The sequence below is a fragment of the Pseudomonas sp. R1-7 genome, assembly GCF_051132105.1.
Classification (GTDB): Bacteria; Pseudomonadota; Gammaproteobacteria; order Pseudomonadales; family Pseudomonadaceae; genus Aquipseudomonas.
Genome location: NZ_CP071661.1, coordinates 3,960,237 through 3,977,217, shown reverse-complemented (window position 1 = coordinate 3,977,217; position 16,981 = coordinate 3,960,237). Strand labels below are relative to the sequence as shown.

Genomic DNA, 16,981 nt, shown 5'->3' with positions numbered 1-16,981 from the left:
GCCGTTATTACTTATGAGGATTGTTTCAATGGCGACTAACCGTTCCCAGCGTCTGCGCAAAAAGCTGTGCGTGGATGAATTTCAAGAGCTGGGTTTCGAACTGAACCTGGATTTCAAAGAAGATCTGGCCGATGAGGCTATTGACGCTTTCCTCGACGCTTTCCTGAAAGAAGCCATGGAAGCCAACGGCCTGGGTTACGTCGGCGGTGACGACTACGGTCTGGTTTGCCTGCAGAAGCGTGGCTCGGTCACCGAAGAGCAGCGCGCTGCCGTAGAAGCCTGGCTCAAGGCCCGTCCTGAGCTGACCAGCGTTGAAGTCAGCCCGTTGCTGGACGTGTGGTATCCGGAAAAGCCGATCAATCCGAAGGCTTGATGGTGTAGAAAAAAACCGGCGGCCTTTACGGGTGCCGGTTTTTTTGTGCCTGCCTGTTGGGTCGCTGCTGCCCTTCAGGCCGCTATCGCGAGCAATCGTTGCGACAGTTCAGGATCAGCAGCGTCAATATCCCCGCGACAATCCCCCAGAACGCCGAACCAATGGAAAACAGCGTCAGCCCCGACGCCGTGACCATGAAGGTGATCAGCGCCGCTTCCCGTTCCTTCACTTCGTTCATGGCGATGCTCAGGCCATTGATGATCGACCCGAACAATGCCAGCGCCGCAATCGACAGCACCAGTTCCTTTGGTAATGCCGCGAACAACGCCGCCAGCGTCGCGCCGAACACCCCGGCAATCCCGTAGAAAATCCCGCACCAGACCGCCGCCGTGTAGCGTTTGTTGCGATCTTCGTGGGCGTGGGGCCCGGTGCAGATGGCCGCGCTGATGGCCGCGAGATTGATGCCATGGGAGCCGAACGGCGCCAGCAGCAGCGAAGCGATGCCGGTGCTGGTGATCAACGGTGAGGCCGGCACGTTGTATCCATCGGCGCGCAGCACGGCGATGCCGGGCATGTTCTGCGAAGTCATCGCTACCACGAACAGCGGGATGCCGATGCTGATGGTGGCCGCCAGGGAAAAATGCGGCGTGGTCCAGACCGGCGTCGCGACTTCCAGGGCGAAACCGCTGAAATCCAGGAGCCCAAGCAGGCCCGACAACGCCGTGCCGACCAGCAGCGCCGCCAGCACGGCATAACGCGGCGACAGGCGCTTGATGATCAGGTAGCTGAAAAACATCCCCAGCACCAGACCGGTGCGATGTTGCGCCGCGACGAAGATTTCGCTGCCGATCTTGAACAGGATGCCTGCCAGCAACGCCGCCGCCAGCGAGGCTGGAATACGTTTGACCAAGCGCTCGAAACTACCGGTCAGGCCGCAGATCGTGACCAGGACTGCGCAGGTGATATACGCACCGATGGCCTCGCCATAACTCACCCCGCCGAGGCTGGTAATCAGCAACGCCGCGCCGGGTGTCGACCAGGCGATGGTGATGGGCGTGCGGTAGCGCAGGGACAGGCCGATGGAGCACACCGCCATGCCGATGGAGATGGCCCAGATCCATGAGGAAATCTGCCCGCTGGTCAGGCCCGCCGCTTGGCCGGCCTGGAACATCAGCACCAGTGAGCTGGTGTAGCCGGTCATCATGGCGATGAAGCCGGCGACGATGGCCGAGGGCGATGTATCGGCCAACGGACGAAGTGGCGCGGTCGTGACTTCGGTCATGGTGGGCGGTGATCCTTGTTGTAGATTGGCGGGGCGTGATAGCGGTACAGGTTCGGCTTTAAAGCCTAAACTCAACCCACCGACCGGTTGCGATACAGCCGTGTCCGCAAACAGCCGTACAGTCGTGTTGCCATCAGAGGTTGTGTACAATCGCCGTGTTTTTTACGCGATACTTGCCAGCGACCCGCTGTGCCGTATTACAGTCACGGTTAAATCGCCGCAGTTCTCCCGACTCGAGTGCCCATGAACGAACAGTTGCAGCCCCTCAAGAAACAACCGCGAGCAGGCAAAGCCGGCCGCAGCGGAACCCAGGACGACATCGTCTATGCGCACATTTTCGAGGCTATCCTCGAACAACGCCTGGCGCCCGGTACCAAATTGAGCGAAGAGGCACTTGGGGAGATTTTCGGGGTGAGCCGCACCATCATTCGCCGCGCGCTGTCACGCCTGGCCCATGAAGGTGTGGTGCTGCTGCGGCCCAATCGTGGTGCCGTGGTGGCAAGCCCGAGCGTCGAGGAAGCTCGCCAGGTGTTCTTCGCCCGGCGCTTGGTGGAGAAGGCGATCACGGAGTTGGCGGTCCAGCACGCCACCGCCGAGCAGCTCGCCGAGCTGCGACAGATGGTCAGCGACGAGCGCGACAGTTTCTCCCGTGGCGACCGTGGCGCCGGCATCCGGTTGTCGGGCGAATTCCACCTCAAGCTGGCCGAGGCGGCGAAAAATGCCCCGCTGATCAGTTTCCAGCGCAGCCTGGTGTCCCAGACCTCATTGATCATTGCGCAGTACGAAAGCGGCAACCGCTCGCACTGTTCCTACGATGAACACACCCAACTGATCGACGCCATCGAGGCCCGCGATGCGGCCTTGGCGGTGAACCTGATGATGCATCACATGGACCACATCGATAGCAAGCTCAACCTCGACGAAGAAAGTGCGTCGGATGATTTGCATGCGGTGTTCTCGCATTTGCTGCAAAGCAAGAAGCCAGGGCGTACGCCTGCCAAGCTCTGATCGAGTCGAGTCAGTCATGCCGTCAATCGCGAGCAAGCTCGCTCCCACAGCGTGGACAACACAAATCCACTGTGGGAGCGAGCTTGCTCGCGATGGCGATTCGACAGGCGCTGATATCTAGCGCTGATGCACCAACCGACCCGCCGCATAAGTCTGCGCCACCGCCCGGTCATCCCCCAGCGTCATCAACACGAACAGGCGCTCGGCAATGTCCTTGGCCTGCTTGAGGCGATAGCTCAGCAGCGGCGTGGCGTTGTAGTCCAGCACCAGGAAATCCGCGTCCGTCCCCGGCTGCAACGTCCCGATCTTGTCCTCCAGGCGCAGGGCGCGGGCGCCTCCCAGGGTGGCCAGGTACAGCGATTTGAACGGGCTCAGGCGCGCCCCCTGCAGCTGCATCACCTTGTAAGCTTCGTTCAAAGTGTGCAGCAGCGAAAAACTGGTGCCGCCACCGACATCCGTGCCCAATCCCACGTTCACCTTGTGCTTTTCGGCCATCGGTAGGTTGAACAGGCCGCTGCCGAGGAAAAAGTTCGAGGTCGGGCAGAAGGCGATGGCCGAACCGGTTTGTGCCAGGCGCGCGCATTCGTCGTCGCACAGATGCACGCCGTGGGCGAACACCGAGCGTTCGCCGAGCAGTTGGTAGTGATCGTAGACGTCCAGGTAACCCTTGCGCTCTGGAAACAGCTCCTTGACCCACTGCACTTCCTGCAGGTTTTCACTGATGTGGGTCTGCATGTACAAGTCCGGGTATTCGCCCAGTAATTGGCCGGCCAGGGTCAGTTGTTCCGGGCTGCTGGTGGGGGCGAAGCGCGGCGTCACGGCGTAGTGCAGGCGCCCCTTGCCGTGCCAGCGTTCGATCAGCGCCTTGCTTTCGGTGTAACTGGATTCGGCGGTGTCGACGAGGTAGTCGGGGGCGTTGCGATCCATCATCACTTTGCCGGCGATCATGCGCAGGTCGAGCTTCTCGGCCACTTCAAAAAACGCGTTCACCGATTGCGGGTGCACGCTGCCGAACACCAGGGCTGTGGTCGTGCCATTGCGCAGCAGTTCCTTGACGAAAATATCCGCCACCGCCTTGGCGTGGTCTTCATCGGCGAACTGGCTTTCGCAGGGAAAGGTGTAGGTGTTGAGCCAGTCCAGCAGTTGCTCGCCATAGGCGCCCACCATCCCGGTTTGTGGCAGGTGGATGTGCGTGTCGATCAGGCCGGGAGTGATCAGCGCGTCCGGGTAATGGGCGACTTCGATGTCCGCCGCCAGGGTCGGCAGCAGGTCGCTGGCGTGGCCGATGGCGCTGATCTGGCCGTTTTCCACCACCAACAGGCCGTCCTCGAAATATTCATAGGACGCCTCGATACCGACTTCGGCCGGGTCGCCGAGGCTGTGGAGCAGGGCGGCGCGGTAGGCTTTGCGTGTCAGGGGCATGGTCTGTCTCGGTAAAGGGATTAACGCTGGCTGCGGCGCGAAGCCGGCAGCAACTTGGCAATGGGTTCGGCGCGCGAGGTGTGCTGGCCGAAATCCGCGTTATAGGTGGCGATGATTTCGCCGGCGATGGAGATGGCGATTTCCACGGGCAACTTGCCTTTGACTTCGCCGATGCCCATCGGGCAACGCATGCGTTGCAGGGTGCCGCTGTCGAAACCGCGATCACGCAGGCGGTGTTCGAACTTGACCCGCTTGGTCTTCGAGCCGATGAGCCCGAAATAGGCAAAGTCATTGCGCTTGAGAATCGCAGCGCTCAGCTCCAGATCGAGCTGATGGTTGTGGGTCATGACGATGCAGTAACTGCCGGCGGGCAAATCGTCGACTTCATCCAGGGGCTCTTCGGAGACGATCTTGTGCACGCCGTGGGGCAGTTGTTCGGGGAATTCGGCTTCCCGCGAGTCGATCCAGCGCACCTTGCAGGGCAGGCTCGCCAGCAACGGCACCAAGGCGCGCCCGACATGGCCGGCGCCGAACACGGCGATCTGCGCCTGGACCTGGCCCATGGGTTCGAACAGCAACACGGTGACACCACCGCAGCACTGGCCAAGGCTGGCGCCGAGGCTGAAGCGCTCCAGATGGGTGTCCTGCCGGCCACAGGCGAGCATGTTCCGGGCGATTTCCATGGCCTTGTATTCCAGGTGCCCGCCACCGATGGTGTCGAACGTCTGGCTGGCGCTGATGACCATTTTCGAGCCGGCATTGCGCGGTGTGGAGCCGAGCTCTTCGATGATCGTCACCAGCACGCAGGATTCACCGCGAGTTTGCAGGTCGGCGAGGGCGCTGATCCAGTTGTACATATTCACCTCGACATCTCTTTGTCTGTTCCGGCCTCATCGCGAGCAAGCTCGCTCCCACATTGGATCGGCGTACACAAATCCCCTGTGGGAGCGAGCTTGCTCGCGATAGCCGCGCGCGGTCTAAAGCGAAGCCAACTCGGCCTCGGGTTCCTCGGCTTTCACTGCCTTCAACCCTCGCATCTGCTCACACCCCCACAACACCCGCTCCGGCGTCGCCGGGGCGTCGATTTTCGGTTGATGCCGGTAATCGCCCAGGCTCGCAACGGCGTCCTTGATCGCGCACCACGCGGCGATGCCGAGCATGAACGGTGGCTCGCCCACGGCCTTGGAGTGGAACACGGTGTCTTCAGGGTTCTTGCGGTTTTCCACCAGCCTGACCCGCAGGTCCAACGGCATGTCGGCCACGGCGGGGATCTTGTAGCTGGCCGGGCCGTTGGTCATCAGCTTGCCCTTGTCGTTCCACACCAGTTCTTCCATGGTCAGCCAGCCCATCCCCTGGATGAAACCACCCTCGACCTGGCCGATGTCGATGGCCGGGTTCAGCGAGGCGCCGACATCGTGAAGGATGTCGGTGCGCAGCATCTTGTACTCGCCGGTGAGGGTGTCGACGATCACTTCGGCACACGCCGCGCCGTAGGCGTAGTAGTAGAACGGTCGGCCGCGGGCCTGGCTGCGGTCGTAGTAGATTTTCGGGGTCTTGTAGAAGCCGGTGCTCGACAGTGAGACCTGGGCGAAATAGGCCTGCTGCACCAGCGCCTCGAACGTCAGGATGTGATCGCGCACCCGCACATGGCCGTTGTGGAACTCCACGTCTTCCTCGCTGACCTTGTACTGCCGCGCGGCGAATTCCACCAGCCGGCGCTTGATGGTTTCGGCGGCGTTCTGCGCCGCCTTGCCGTTCAGGTCGGCGCCACTGGAGGCGGCGGTCGGCGAGGTGTTCGGCACCTTGTCGGTGTTGGTCGCGGTGATCTGCACGCGGTCCATTTCCACCTGGAACACTTCGGCCACCACCTGGGCGACCTTGGTGTTCAGGCCCTGGCCCATTTCCGTTCCGCCGTGGTTCAGATGGATGCTGCCGTCGGTGTAGACGTGGATCAACGCCCCGGCCTGGTTGAGGAAGCTGGCGGTGAACGAAATGCCGAACTTGACCGGCGTCAGCGCCAGGCCCTTTTTCAGGATCGGGCTATTGGCGTTGTAGCGACGGATCGCTTCGCGGCGCTCGGCGTACTGGCTGCTCTCTTCAAGCTCAGCGGTCATTTCCTCGAGCATGTTGTGCTCGACGGTCTGGTAGTAGTGGGTGACGTTACGCTCGGTCTTGCCATAATAGTTGGCCTTGCGCACCGCCAGGGGATCGAGCCCCAGGTGCCGGGCGATGGCGTCCATCACCTCTTCGATGGCGACCATGCCTTGGGGCCCGCCGAAACCTCGGTAGGCTGTGTTCGACGCGGTGTTGGTCTTGCAGCGGTGGCCGTTGATGGTCGCATCGCCCAGGTAGTAGGCATTGTCGGCGTGGAACATCGCCCGGTCGACGATCGATGCCGACAGGTCCGGCGAGCAGCCGCAGTTGCCGGCCAGTTCCAAGGCGATGCCGTGCAGGCGCCCGGTGCTGTCGAAGCCGACGTCGTATTCGATGTAGAAGGGGTGGCGCTTGCCGGTCATCAGCATGTCTTCGACCCGGGGCAGGCGCATCTTCGTCGGCTGGCCGGTGAGGTGTGCGATCACGGCGCACAGGCACGCCGGGCTGGCGGCCTGGGTTTCCTTACCGCCAAAGCCGCCGCCCATGCGGCGCATGTCCACCACGACCTTGTTCATCGACACGCCGAGCACCTCGGCCACCAGTTTCTGTACTTCGGTGGGGTTCTGGGTCGAGCAGTAGACGATCATGCCGCCGTCTTCGGTGGGCATCACCGAGGAGATCTGGGTTTCCAGGTAAAAGTGTTCCTGGCCGCCGATGTGCAGCGAGCCCTGGATGCGATGCTCGGCGCTTGCCAGTGCCGTGGCTGAATCGCCGCGCTGGTGCGTGTGGCTGTCGAGCACGAAATGCCGCTTGCGCAGCGCCTCGACCACGTCCAGCACCGGTTCCAGGTCTTCGTATTCAATGACCGCCGCCATCGCCGCCTTGCGTGCGGTCTCAAGGTCTTTGGCAGCAACGGCCAGCACCGGTTGACCGACGAATTGCACGTCGTCGATCGCCAGCAGCGGGTCACCGGGCAGCAGCGGACCGATGTCCTTCAGGCCCGGAATATCCTGGTGGGTAATGGCGATGCGCACGCCATCGAAGGCGTAGCAGGGCGCGGTGTCGATGCTCAGGATCCGGGCGTGGGCGCGGTCCGACAGCCGGGCGTAGACGTGCAACTGATTCGGGAATTCCAGGCGGTCATCGATGTACTGTGCTTCGCCGGACACGTGCTTGGCGGCGCTGTCGTGCTTGACGCTACGGCCCACGCCGGTGGTGAGGTCGCGGGCGAACAGCTCCGCCAGTTCAGCCTGGGTCTTCTCTATGGCGTGATGGTTAGACATAAGCGGTCACCCGAGTCTCGATGTGCGGCGTTTGCAGTTCGATGAAATATTTGCGCAGCAGGTTGCGGGCGCTGAGCAGGCGGTATTCCTTGCTGGCGCGGAAGTCCGACAGCGGCGTGAAGTCCTCGCCCAACGCGATGCAGGCGCGTTCGATGGTGCTGTTTTTCCATGGCGCACCGATCAGGACGGCTTCGCAATGTTTGGCGCGCTTGGGTGTGGCGGCCATGCCGCCGAAGGCGACGCGAGCGTCTTGGACCACACCGTTTTCGATACGCAGGTTGAACGCCGCACAGACGGCGGAAATGTCATCGTCCAGGCGCTTGGAAACCTTGTAGGCGCGGAACGCCTGTTCGGCGCTGGCCCGGGGCACGATGATCTTTTCGATGAATTCGCTTTCCTGCCGTGCGGTGACCCGGTAATCGAGGAAGTAGTCTTCCAGGGCCAGGGTGCGACGGGCCTGGCCTTTGCACAGGACAATCTGCGCGCCGAGAGCGATCAGCAGGGGGGGCGAGTCGCCAATCGGCGAGGCGTTGCCGATGTTACCGCCCAGGGTGCCCTGGTTGCGGATCTGCAACGAGGCGAAGCGCTGCAGCAGTTCGCCGAAGTCCGGGTATTCGGCTTGCAAGGCTTCGTAGCAATCGGAAAGAGGGGTGGCGGCGCCGATCTCCAGGCGATCGTCAAAACGCTCGACGCGCTTGAGTTCGGCGACGTTGCCGACATAGATCATCACCGGCAGGGTGCGATGAAATTGCGTGACTTCCAGGGCCAGGTCCGTACCGCCGGCCAACAGTCGTGCCTGGGGGTACGCGTCGTAGAGATCGGCCAGGTCGGCGACGGTCAGCGGCACCAGGCAACGCTTGTCGCCGCTGTTGAGTTCGCCGGTCTCGGTCGGTGCGATGGCTTTGAGTCGGGCGATGGTCTCGGTCTCGCGGGCATCGAACTGATCCGGTTGCTTGCCGCAACAGGCCTGGGCGGCGGCGTCCAGGATCGGCCGATAGCCGGTGCAGCGGCACAGATTGCCGGCCAGGGCTTCGTGGGCCTTGTGAGCGTCGGGTTGCTCGCTGTTCTTCTGCAGGGCAAACAGCGACATGACGAAGCCCGGCGTGCAGAAACCGCATTGCGAACCGTGGCAATCGACCATTGCCTGCTGGACACTGTGCAGTTGGCCTTGGTGCTTGAGGCCTTCGACGCTGATCAGTTGCTTGCCGTGCAACGACGAGACGAAAGTCAGGCACGAATTGAGGCTGCGATAGCGAATGCGTTCGCGGCCATCTGCGTCCGTTTCCAATTCGCCTGCCACGACAGTGCACGCGCCGCAGTCGCCGCTGGCGCAGCCTTCCTTGGTGCCGGGTTTACCAACGTGTTCGCGCAGATAGTCGAGCACGGTCAGGTTCGGGTCCAGGGCGTGCTCGCTACGGAGTTCCTGGTTGAGTAAAAACTGGATCACGGAAGGCCTCGCAGATTCATTATTGTTGTATCGACGTGGGCTGAATTTAGCAGTTCTGACTTTTCGGTCAATGATTTTCTGACTTAAAGGTCAAGAAAAATCCGCTCTGTCGATAGACAACCTATTCATTGAGTATGGTCTCTCTGTAGGAGCAAGCTCCGCTCCACTGGATTTTTGCTTATATCGTGCCAAAACCCGGTGCAGGCCCTGCGCCATGACGTATCGAGTGCGCTACACTGCGCCGCTTGTGCAGATCTAAGAGTTTGAAGGACAACCATGACGTTCAAGGCCCCGGACAGCCTCGCCGAACAAATCGCCCACCATCTCGCCGAGCGCATCATTCGCGGCGAAATGAAGCCGGGAGAGCGCATCCAGGAGCAGAAGGTCACGCTGGCGCTCAACGTCAGCCGCGGATCGGTCCGCGAGGCCTTGCTGATCCTGGAGCGACGCCACTTGATCGCGATCCTGCCGCGCCGGGGCGCGCACGTCACCGAGCTGACCGAACACAAGGTGCGCAGCCTTTGTGCATTGATGAGCGAGCTGTACATCCTGCTGGGCAACGCCGTGGCCCATGGTTGGAAAGAACAGGCCGACATGGCGCCGTTCGTCGCGATCCAGCAGCGCCTCAACGACGCCTACGCGCGCCAGGACATCCGCACCTTCGTCGACGAAAGTTTCAGCGTGATGCGCGCCGCCTATCCCTTTGCCAACAACCCTTACTTGCAGGAAACCGTCGAGAACCTGCAGCCGGCGATGAGCCGCGCCTATTTCCTGGCCCTGGAACAGCGCAAGGCGGAAATGAGCGAGTTCCTCGAGTTGTTCCAGCGTCTGCTCGCCGCCGTGCTGGCCCGTGATTTGCCACAGATCCGCATCGTGCTCACGGCTTACGCCCAGCGCAGTTGCGATCTGGTGGTCTCGGCGCTGACGGCGGCCTGACGTGCGGCTCAAGTGCATCAAGCTGGCAGGGTTCAAATCCTTCGTCGACCCGACGACGGTGAACTTCCCCAGCAACATGGCGGCGGTTGTAGGACCCAATGGCTGCGGCAAATCGAACATCATTGACGCCGTGCGCTGGGTGATGGGCGAAAGCTCGGCGAAAAACCTGCGTGGCGAGTCGATGACCGACGTCATCTTCAACGGCTCCACCAGTCGCAAGCCAGTGAGCCAGGCGAGCATCGAGCTGGTCTTCGACAACTCCGACGGCACGCTGATTGGCGAGTACGCAGCCTACGCGGAAATATCCATTCGCCGCAAAGTGACCCGCGACAGCCAGAACAGCTATTTCCTCAACGGCGCCAAATGCCGTCGGCGGGACATCACCGACATCTTCCTCGGTACCGGCCTGGGGCCGCGCAGCTACTCGATCATCGAACAGGGCATGATTTCCAAGCTGATCGAGGCCAAGCCTGAGGACCTGCGCAACTTCATCGAGGAAGCCGCCGGCATTTCCAAATACAAGGAGCGCCGGCGCGAGACCGAAAACCGTATCCGCCGTACCCACGAAAACCTCGCGCGCCTGACCGACCTTCGCGAAGAACTCGAACGCCAGCTCGAACGCCTGCACCGTCAGGCCGAGGCGGCAAAGAAATATCAGGAATACAAGGGCGAGGAGCGCCAGCTCAAGGCCCAACTGTCGGCACTGCGCTGGCAGGCGTTGAACGAACAGGTCGGCCAGCGCGAGGCGATCATCGGCAACCAGGAAGTCAGCTTCGAAGCGTTGGTGGCCGAGCAGCGCAACGCCGATGCCGCCATCGAGCGCCTGCGCGATGGGCACCATGACCTGTCCGAGCGCTTTAATCTGGTGCAGGGGCGCTTTTATTCCGTGGGTGGCGACATTGCCCGGGTCGAGCAGAGCATCCAGCATGGCCAGCAACGCTTGCGCCAGTTGCAGGACGACTTGAAGGAGGCCGAGCGCGCGCGCCTGGAAACCGAATCGCACCTGGGCCACGACCGCACGTTGCTGCTCACGCTTGGCGAAGAACTGGAACGGCTCACGCCGGAGCAGGAGCTCACCAGCGCCGCCGCCGAAGAAGCCGCTGCCGCGTTGGAAGAAGCCGAACTGACCATGCACGGCTGGCAGGAGCAGTGGGACAGTTTCAACCTGACCTCGGCCGAGCCGCGACGCCAGGCTGAAGTCCAGCAGTCGCGCATCCAGCAACTCGAAACCAGTATGGAGCGCCTGGCCGAGCGTCAAAGGCGTCAGTCCGAAGAGCGTGCATTGCTTGCGGCAGACCCGGAGGATGCAGCCATCCTGGAGCTGAGCGAGCAACTCGCCACCAGCGAAGCCACGCTCGAAGATTTGCAGGCCAGCGAAGACGCCCAGGTCGAACGCCTTGAGCAACTGCGCCAGGCCTTGCAACTGGCCTTGCAGAATCAGCAACAGGCCCAGGGCGAATTGCAGCGACTCAATGGGCGCCTGGCGTCGCTGGAAGCCCTGCAACAGGCCGCGTTGGACCCTGGCACCGGCACCGCCGAATGGCTGCGCGATCAGCACCTTGCCGAGCGTCCACGCCTGGCCGAAGGCCTGAAGGTCGATACCGGTTGGGAGCTGGCGGTAGAAACCGTGTTGGGCGCCGACTTGCAAGCGGTGCTGGTCGATGATTTCGCCGGCTTCGACCTGTCGGGCTTCACGCAAGGCGACCTACGGCTGCTTAGCCCGGCCGGCGACGGCGTGCGGGTGCCGGGCAGTCTGTTGGACAAAGTCGAAGCCCAGGTCGATCTGTCGCCCTGGCTGGGGCAGGTCAAGCCAGTGGACAGTCTCGAACAGGCCCTGGCTTTGCGCGGGCAATTGGCGGCCGGCGAAAGCCTGATCAGTCGTGACGGGTATTGGGTCGGCCGGCATTTCCTGCGGGTGCGCCGGGCCAGCGAAGCAGAGAGCGGCATGCTCGCTCGTGGCCAGGAAATCCAGCGCCTGGGCGCCGAGCGCGAGGAGCGCGAGGCCAGCGTCGAAGCGCTGGAAACCGAACTGCAAAACCTGCGGGCGCAACAGCGTCAACAGGAGAACGGTCGCGAGCATTTGCGTCGGCTGTTGCAGGACGAAGCGCGCCAGCAGGGCGAACTCAAGGCGCAGCTGTCGGCCGGCAAGGCCAAGGTTGAACAATTGGCCTTGCGTCGGACCCGTCTCGACGAAGAAATCGCCGAGTTGGGCGAGCAGCGGGCTTTGGAACACGAGCAGATCGGCGAGGCGCGCCTGCAATTGCAAGAAGCCCTCGACGCGATGGCGCTGGATACCGAACAGCGTGAATTGCTGTTGGCCCAACGCGACAGCCTTCGAGAGCGTCTCGACCGCGTGCGTCAGGAAGCGCGCCAGCACAAGGATCATGCTCATCAATTGGCGGTACGCCTGGGCTCGCTCAAGGCGCAATACGATTCCACGCGGCAGGCCTTGGAACGGCTGGAAATGCAGTCCGAGCGCCTGACCGAAAAACGCGAACAATTGAGCCTCAATCTGGAGGAGGGCGAGGCACCGCTGGAAGAGCTGCGCCTCAAGCTCGAAGAGTTGCTCGACAAGCGCATGAGCATCGATGAAGAACTCAAGACCGCGCAGATTGCGTTGGAGGACGCTGACCGTGAACTGCGCGACGCCGAAAAACGTCGTAGCCAGGCCGAGCAGCAATCGCAACTGATCCGCGGCCAGATGGAACAACAGCGCATGGAATGGCAAGCCCTGACCGTGCGCCGCAAGGCCTTGCAGGACCAATTGCTGGAGGATGGCTACGACCTCAATGGTGTTCTCGCCACCCTGGTGGCGGGAGCCAACGAGAAAGACGCCGAGGAAGAACTCGAACGCATTGCCCAGCGCATCCAGCGCCTGGGGGCGATCAACCTGGCGGCCATCGATGAGTATCAGCAACAGTCCGAGCGCAAGCGTTACCTGGACGCCCAGAACGATGACCTGGTGGAAGCGCTGGAGACCCTGGAAAACGTCATCCGCAAGATCGACAAGGAAACCCGCAACCGTTTCAAGGATACCTTTGATCAGATCAATGGCGGTTTGCAGGCACTTTTCCCGAAAGTTTTCGGTGGCGGCAGCGCCTACTTGGAACTGACGGGCGAAGATCTACTCGATACAGGGGTGACAATCATGGCGCGTCCTCCTGGCAAGAAGAACAGCACCATCCATTTGCTCTCAGGTGGCGAAAAAGCGTTGACCGCGCTGGCGTTGGTCTTTGCGATTTTCAAATTGAACCCGGCGCCGTTCTGCATGCTCGACGAAGTCGATGCGCCATTGGACGACGCCAACGTAGGCCGTTACGCACGGTTGGTGAAGGAAATGTCGGAAACGGTGCAGTTCATCTACATCACCCACAACAAGATCGCCATGGAAATGGCCGATCAGTTGATGGGCGTGACCATGCATGAGCCGGGCTGCTCGCGGCTGGTGGCAGTGGATGTGGAAGAGGCCATGGCGATGGTGGATGCTTAAAGTGCCAGTTGTAGGAGTTTACCTAAGGCCCTGTAGGTCTTTTTAACCCACAAGGCTTGCCGGACATTTCACAGATTGGCACAAGCCTATGCGACAGACGGTGTAAAGTTATCTTTGGTCGTGCTAGTTTAATGTCAATTTTTCGTATGCGTGGGCAAAACGCCATTCAGAACATAGAGTTGGCGCCACGTTTTAAAGCGGTTTGCAAATAGCTAAGCCCCTTATTTTTCAGCATTTTTATAGAGGCACGGGATTACATGGAAATCGGTCTGCGCGAGTGGCTGATCGTCATCGGCATCATTGTCATTGCCGGTATTCTTTTCGACGGCTGGCGTCGCATGCGCGGCGGCAAGGGCAAACTCAAGTTTCGCCTGGATCGCAGCCTGTCGAACCTGCCCGATGAGGACGACAGCGCCGAGCTGTTGGGCCCGCCCCGGGTGCTGGACACCCACAAGGAGCCGCAGCTGGACGAGCACGATTTGCCGTCCATGAGTGCGCCTGCCCGCGAGCCACGGGAGTCGGGTTCCAAGCGAGGCAAGCGCAACAGCGAGCCGTCCCAGGGGGATTTGAACCTGAACCTCGACCTGGATGGTGGCCCGAGCTTCAACAGCCGTGACGGTGACTTCCCGGACGAGAGCAAGTCGTCCGGCGGCGACAAGGACCAGGCCCAGGCCGAAGAAGTGCTGGTGATCAGCGTGATCTGCCGCGACCCGGCCGGCTTCAAAGGCCCAGCGTTGCTGCAGAACATTCTGGAAAGCGGCCTGCGTTTCGGCGAGATGGACATTTTCCACCGTCACGAAAGCATGGCCGGCAATGGCGAAGTGCTGTTCTCCATGGCCAACGCGGTCAAGCCTGGCGTGTTCGATCTCGACGACATCGATCATTTCAGCACGCCGGCGGTGAGCTTCTTCCTCGGGCTGCCAGGCCCGCGTCATCCCAAGCAGGCCTTTGACGTGATGGTGGCCGCGGCGCGCAAGTTGTCCCAGGAGCTCAACGGCGAACTGAAGGACGATCAGCGCAGCGTGCTGACCGCCCAGACCATCGAGCACTATCGCCAGCGCATCGTTGAATTCGAGCGCCGTGCGCTGACCCAGAAGCGCTGAAGCCGCCAGAGTCTTTATGGCCAGGGCTTTTTGTGGCGAGGGAGCTTGCTCCCGCTGGGCCGGGCTGGCGCGCCAGGCGAAGCCCTCCCAGGAAGTCTTTAAAAAATGAGCAGCCCAGGCTGCTCTTTTGCTTTATGAGAGAACACCATGAACGCCGTCGAAACCCGCATCCTAGAGCTGCGCACCGAGCTGGATCAGCATAACTATCGCTACCACGTCCTCGACGAACCAAGCATCCCGGACGCCGAGTACGACCGGCTGTTCCACGAACTCAAGGCCCTCGAAGAGCAGCACCCGGAATTGGTCACCAGCGACTCGCCGACCCAGCGGGTTGGCAGCGTGGCTCTTTCGGCGTTCAGCCAGGTGCGTCACGAAATCCCGATGCTCAGCCTCGGCAACGCCTTCGACGAAACCACCATGCGCGAGTTCGACCGGCGTGTGACCGAAGGCCTTGACTTGCCCATGGGCGACTTGCTGGGTGGTGGCGCGGCGGTGGAATACAGCTGCGAGCCGAAGCTCGATGGCTTGGCCGTCAGCCTGTTGTATCAAGACGGCATGCTGGTGCGCGGTGCCACGCGGGGTGACGGCACCACGGGGGAGGACATCAGCGTCAACGTGCGAACCGTACGCAATATTCCCCTCAAGCTGCAGGGCAGCGGCTGGCCTCCGGTGCTGGAAGTGCGCGGCGAAGTGTACATGTCCAAGGCTGGCTTCGAACGTCTCAATGCCACGCAGTTGGAGGCGGGCGGCAAGACCTTCGCCAACCCGCGCAACGCCGCGGCAGGCAGCCTGCGCCAGTTGGACTCGCGGATCACCGCCAACCGTCCCCTGGAGTTCTGCTGCTATGGCATCGGCCAGGTGACCTCGGACATCGCCGATACTCACATCGGCAACCTCAAACAACTCAAGGCCTGGGGCATGCCCATCAGCCGGGAGCTGAAGCTGGCCCACGGCATCGACGAATGCCTGGATTACTACCGTGACATCGGCGAGCGACGCGATTCGCTGCCCTACGAAATCGACGGGGTGGTGTTCAAGGTCAACAGCATCGCGTCACAGCGTGAACTCGGTTTCCGCGCACGGGAGCCGCGTTGGGCTATCGCTCATAAATTTCCCGCCAGCGAAGAACTCACCGAGTTGCTGGACGTCGAGTTCCAGGTCGGCCGTACCGGCGCTGTCACGCCCGTGGCGCGGCTCAAGCCGGTGAAGGTGGCTGGCGTGACCGTGGCCAACGCTACGCTGCACAACATGGACGAGGTGGCGCGCCTGGGCCTGATGATCGGCGACACGGTGATCATTCGCCGCGCCGGTGATGTGATTCCGCAGGTGGTGCAGGTCGTTTCGGAGCGGCGTCCGGACAATGCTCGTCCGGTGCAAGTGCCACAGCAGTGTCCGGTGTGCGGTTCTCACGTTGAACGCACGCAGCTGATCAAGCGCAGCAAGGGCCGCGAAACCGTCAGCGAAGGTGCGGTGTACCGCTGCGTCGGCCGCCTGGCCTGTGGCGCGCAACTCAAGCAGGCGATCATTCATTTTGTCTCGCGCCGCGCCATGGATATCGAAGGCCTGGGCGAAAAGAGTGTCGAGCAACTGGTGGATGAGGGGCTGGTGGGTTCCCCGGCGGACCTGTACGCGTTGACGTTCGAGCAAGTGGTCGATCTGGAAGGCTTCGCCGAGCTGTCCAGCAGGAATCTGCTGGCAGCGATTGTCGACAGCAAGACGCCGAGCCTGGCGCGCTTTATCTATGCGTTAGGCATTCCAGATGTAGGCGAGGAAACCGCCAAGGTCCTGGCCCGCTCCCTCGGTTCGCTGGAGCGTGTGCAGGCGGCGTTGCCGCACGTGCTGACGTATCTGCCGGATGTCGGCCTCGAAGTCGCCCATGAGATCCACAGCTTCTTCGAGGACCCGCACAATCGCCAGGTCATCAAGGATTTGCTGCGCCATGGCCTGCAGATTCAGGATCAAGGCGAGCTGAGCGCGGAATTCTCCGCCAGCACCACCCTGGGCGGCTTCCTCGACAAGCTGCACATTCCGTCGGTCGGGCCGGGCGGCGCGCAAAAGCTGGCGGACAAGTTCGGCTCACTCGAAGCGGTCATGGATGCCGATTGGCTGGACATGCGCCAAGCGCTGCCGGAAAAGCAGGCCAACGCTGTGCGCGAGTTCTTCGCCATCGCCGCCAATCGCGAGCAGGCGTTGGCCGCTGAGCAGCAACTGCGGGATTTCGGCATGCATTGGCAGAGCGAGAAAAAAGTCGTCGAGGGTTTGCCGGAAGCGGGGCACACCTGGGTCCTGACCGGTTCGCTGGAGCTGATGAGTCGCGATGTCGCCAAGGACAAGCTGGAAAGCCTGGGAGCCAAGGTCGCCGGTTCCGTGTCGGCGAAGACCCACTGTGTGGTCGCCGGGCCGGGCGCCGGTTCGAAATTGACCAAGGCCAACGAGCTTGGGCTCAAGGTGCTCGATGAGCAAGCCTTTGTCGAGTTCCTGACCGGGCATGGCGTCGCGCTCTGAGGCTTGGCTTATGTGGCGTCATGACTCAGCGTTTTTGG

The 16,981-nt window shown here is 61.9% G+C and carries 11 protein-coding genes; 6 read left to right on the top strand and 5 right to left on the bottom strand.

The window, feature by feature from the left end; translation table 11 throughout:
• Positions 1-28 precede the first annotated feature (28 nt).
• A complete protein-coding gene (locus tag J3P79_RS17725) occupies positions 29-373 on the top strand; it encodes a YggL family protein (protein WP_039589030.1) in 345 nt (114 codons plus the stop codon).
• 82 nt (positions 374-455) lie between these two features.
• Here J3P79_RS17725 and J3P79_RS17720 read toward each other — a convergent pair whose 3' ends face one another.
• Positions 456-1,655, bottom strand: a complete 1,200-nt coding sequence (locus tag J3P79_RS17720) for a benzoate/H(+) symporter BenE family transporter (protein WP_434604663.1) — start codon at positions 1,653-1,655, stop codon at positions 456-458.
• 243 nt (positions 1,656-1,898) lie between these two features.
• Between J3P79_RS17720 and J3P79_RS17715 the strand changes: the two genes are divergently transcribed.
• Positions 1,899-2,663, top strand: a complete 765-nt coding sequence (locus J3P79_RS17715; protein ID WP_039589032.1) for a GntR family transcriptional regulator — start codon at positions 1,899-1,901, stop codon at positions 2,661-2,663.
• A 117-nt stretch (positions 2,664-2,780) separates the two neighbouring features.
• On the opposite strand, the gene guaD is transcribed toward J3P79_RS17715, so the two are convergent.
• The 4 genes from guaD to xdhA all read right to left on the bottom strand — a co-directional run bounded on the left by guaD (position 2,781) and on the right by xdhA (position 8,909).
• A complete protein-coding gene (gene guaD / locus J3P79_RS17710; protein ID WP_434604660.1) occupies positions 2,781-4,085 on the bottom strand; it encodes a guanine deaminase in 1,305 nt (434 codons plus the stop codon).
• 20 nt (positions 4,086-4,105) lie between these two features.
• Positions 4,106-4,942: a xanthine dehydrogenase accessory protein XdhC gene (xdhC, locus tag J3P79_RS17705; RefSeq protein ID WP_434604658.1), complete on the bottom strand. Its 837-nt coding sequence runs from the start codon at positions 4,940-4,942 to the stop codon at positions 4,106-4,108.
• 120 nt (positions 4,943-5,062) lie between these two features.
• Entirely contained in the window at positions 5,063-7,462 is a 2,400-nt protein-coding gene (xdhB, locus tag J3P79_RS17700; protein WP_434604656.1) for a xanthine dehydrogenase molybdopterin binding subunit, read from the bottom strand.
• The gene (xdhA, locus tag J3P79_RS17695; protein ID WP_434604654.1) at positions 7,455-8,909 is read right to left on the bottom strand and encodes a xanthine dehydrogenase small subunit; all 1,455 of its coding nucleotides are present in this window, start codon (positions 8,907-8,909) and stop codon (positions 7,455-7,457) included. Before xdhA ends, xdhB begins: the two co-directional genes overlap by 8 nt.
• A gap of 276 nt (positions 8,910-9,185) precedes the next feature.
• On the opposite strand from xdhA, the gene J3P79_RS17690 reads away from it, so the two are divergent.
• The 4 genes from J3P79_RS17690 to ligA all read left to right on the top strand — a co-directional run bounded on the left by J3P79_RS17690 (position 9,186) and on the right by ligA (position 16,943).
• Positions 9,186-9,845, top strand: coding sequence for a GntR family transcriptional regulator (locus J3P79_RS17690; protein WP_045155498.1), 660 nt, complete (start codon positions 9,186-9,188; stop codon positions 9,843-9,845).
• A gap of 1 nt (position 9,846) precedes the next feature.
• Positions 9,847-13,335, top strand: a complete 3,489-nt coding sequence (gene smc / locus J3P79_RS17685) for a chromosome segregation protein SMC (RefSeq protein WP_434604651.1) — start codon at positions 9,847-9,849, stop codon at positions 13,333-13,335.
• Between the two features lie 257 nt (positions 13,336-13,592).
• Positions 13,593-14,438 (top strand): cell division protein ZipA, encoded by an 846-nt coding sequence (gene zipA, locus J3P79_RS17680; RefSeq protein WP_434604649.1) that lies wholly within the window; start codon positions 13,593-13,595, stop codon positions 14,436-14,438.
• Between the two features lie 147 nt (positions 14,439-14,585).
• On the top strand, positions 14,586-16,943 hold the full coding sequence (gene ligA / locus J3P79_RS17675; RefSeq protein WP_434604647.1) for an NAD-dependent DNA ligase LigA: 2,358 nt from the start codon (positions 14,586-14,588) through the stop codon (positions 16,941-16,943).
• The last annotated feature ends 38 nt before the right edge of the window (positions 16,944-16,981 follow it).

Excerpts from the sequence above, each read along its gene's own strand:
- J3P79_RS17725 (WP_039589030.1), top strand. The coding sequence starts at position 29 with ATGGCGACTAACCGTTCCCAGCGTCTGCGCAAAAAGCTGTGCGTGGAT.
- J3P79_RS17720 (WP_434604663.1), bottom strand. The coding sequence starts at position 1,655 with ATGACCGAAGTCACGACCGCGCCACTTCGTCCGTTGGCCGATACATCG.
- J3P79_RS17715 (WP_039589032.1), top strand. The coding sequence starts at position 1,899 with ATGAACGAACAGTTGCAGCCCCTCAAGAAACAACCGCGAGCAGGCAAA.
- guaD (WP_434604660.1), bottom strand. The coding sequence starts at position 4,085 with ATGCCCCTGACACGCAAAGCCTACCGCGCCGCCCTGCTCCACAGCCTC.
- xdhC (WP_434604658.1), bottom strand. The coding sequence starts at position 4,942 with ATGTACAACTGGATCAGCGCCCTCGCCGACCTGCAAACTCGCGGTGAA.
- xdhB (WP_434604656.1), bottom strand. The coding sequence starts at position 7,462 with ATGTCTAACCATCACGCCATAGAGAAGACCCAGGCTGAACTGGCGGAG.
- J3P79_RS17690 (WP_045155498.1), top strand. The coding sequence starts at position 9,186 with ATGACGTTCAAGGCCCCGGACAGCCTCGCCGAACAAATCGCCCACCAT.
- zipA (WP_434604649.1), top strand. The coding sequence starts at position 13,593 with ATGGAAATCGGTCTGCGCGAGTGGCTGATCGTCATCGGCATCATTGTC.
- ligA (WP_434604647.1), top strand. The coding sequence starts at position 14,586 with ATGAACGCCGTCGAAACCCGCATCCTAGAGCTGCGCACCGAGCTGGAT.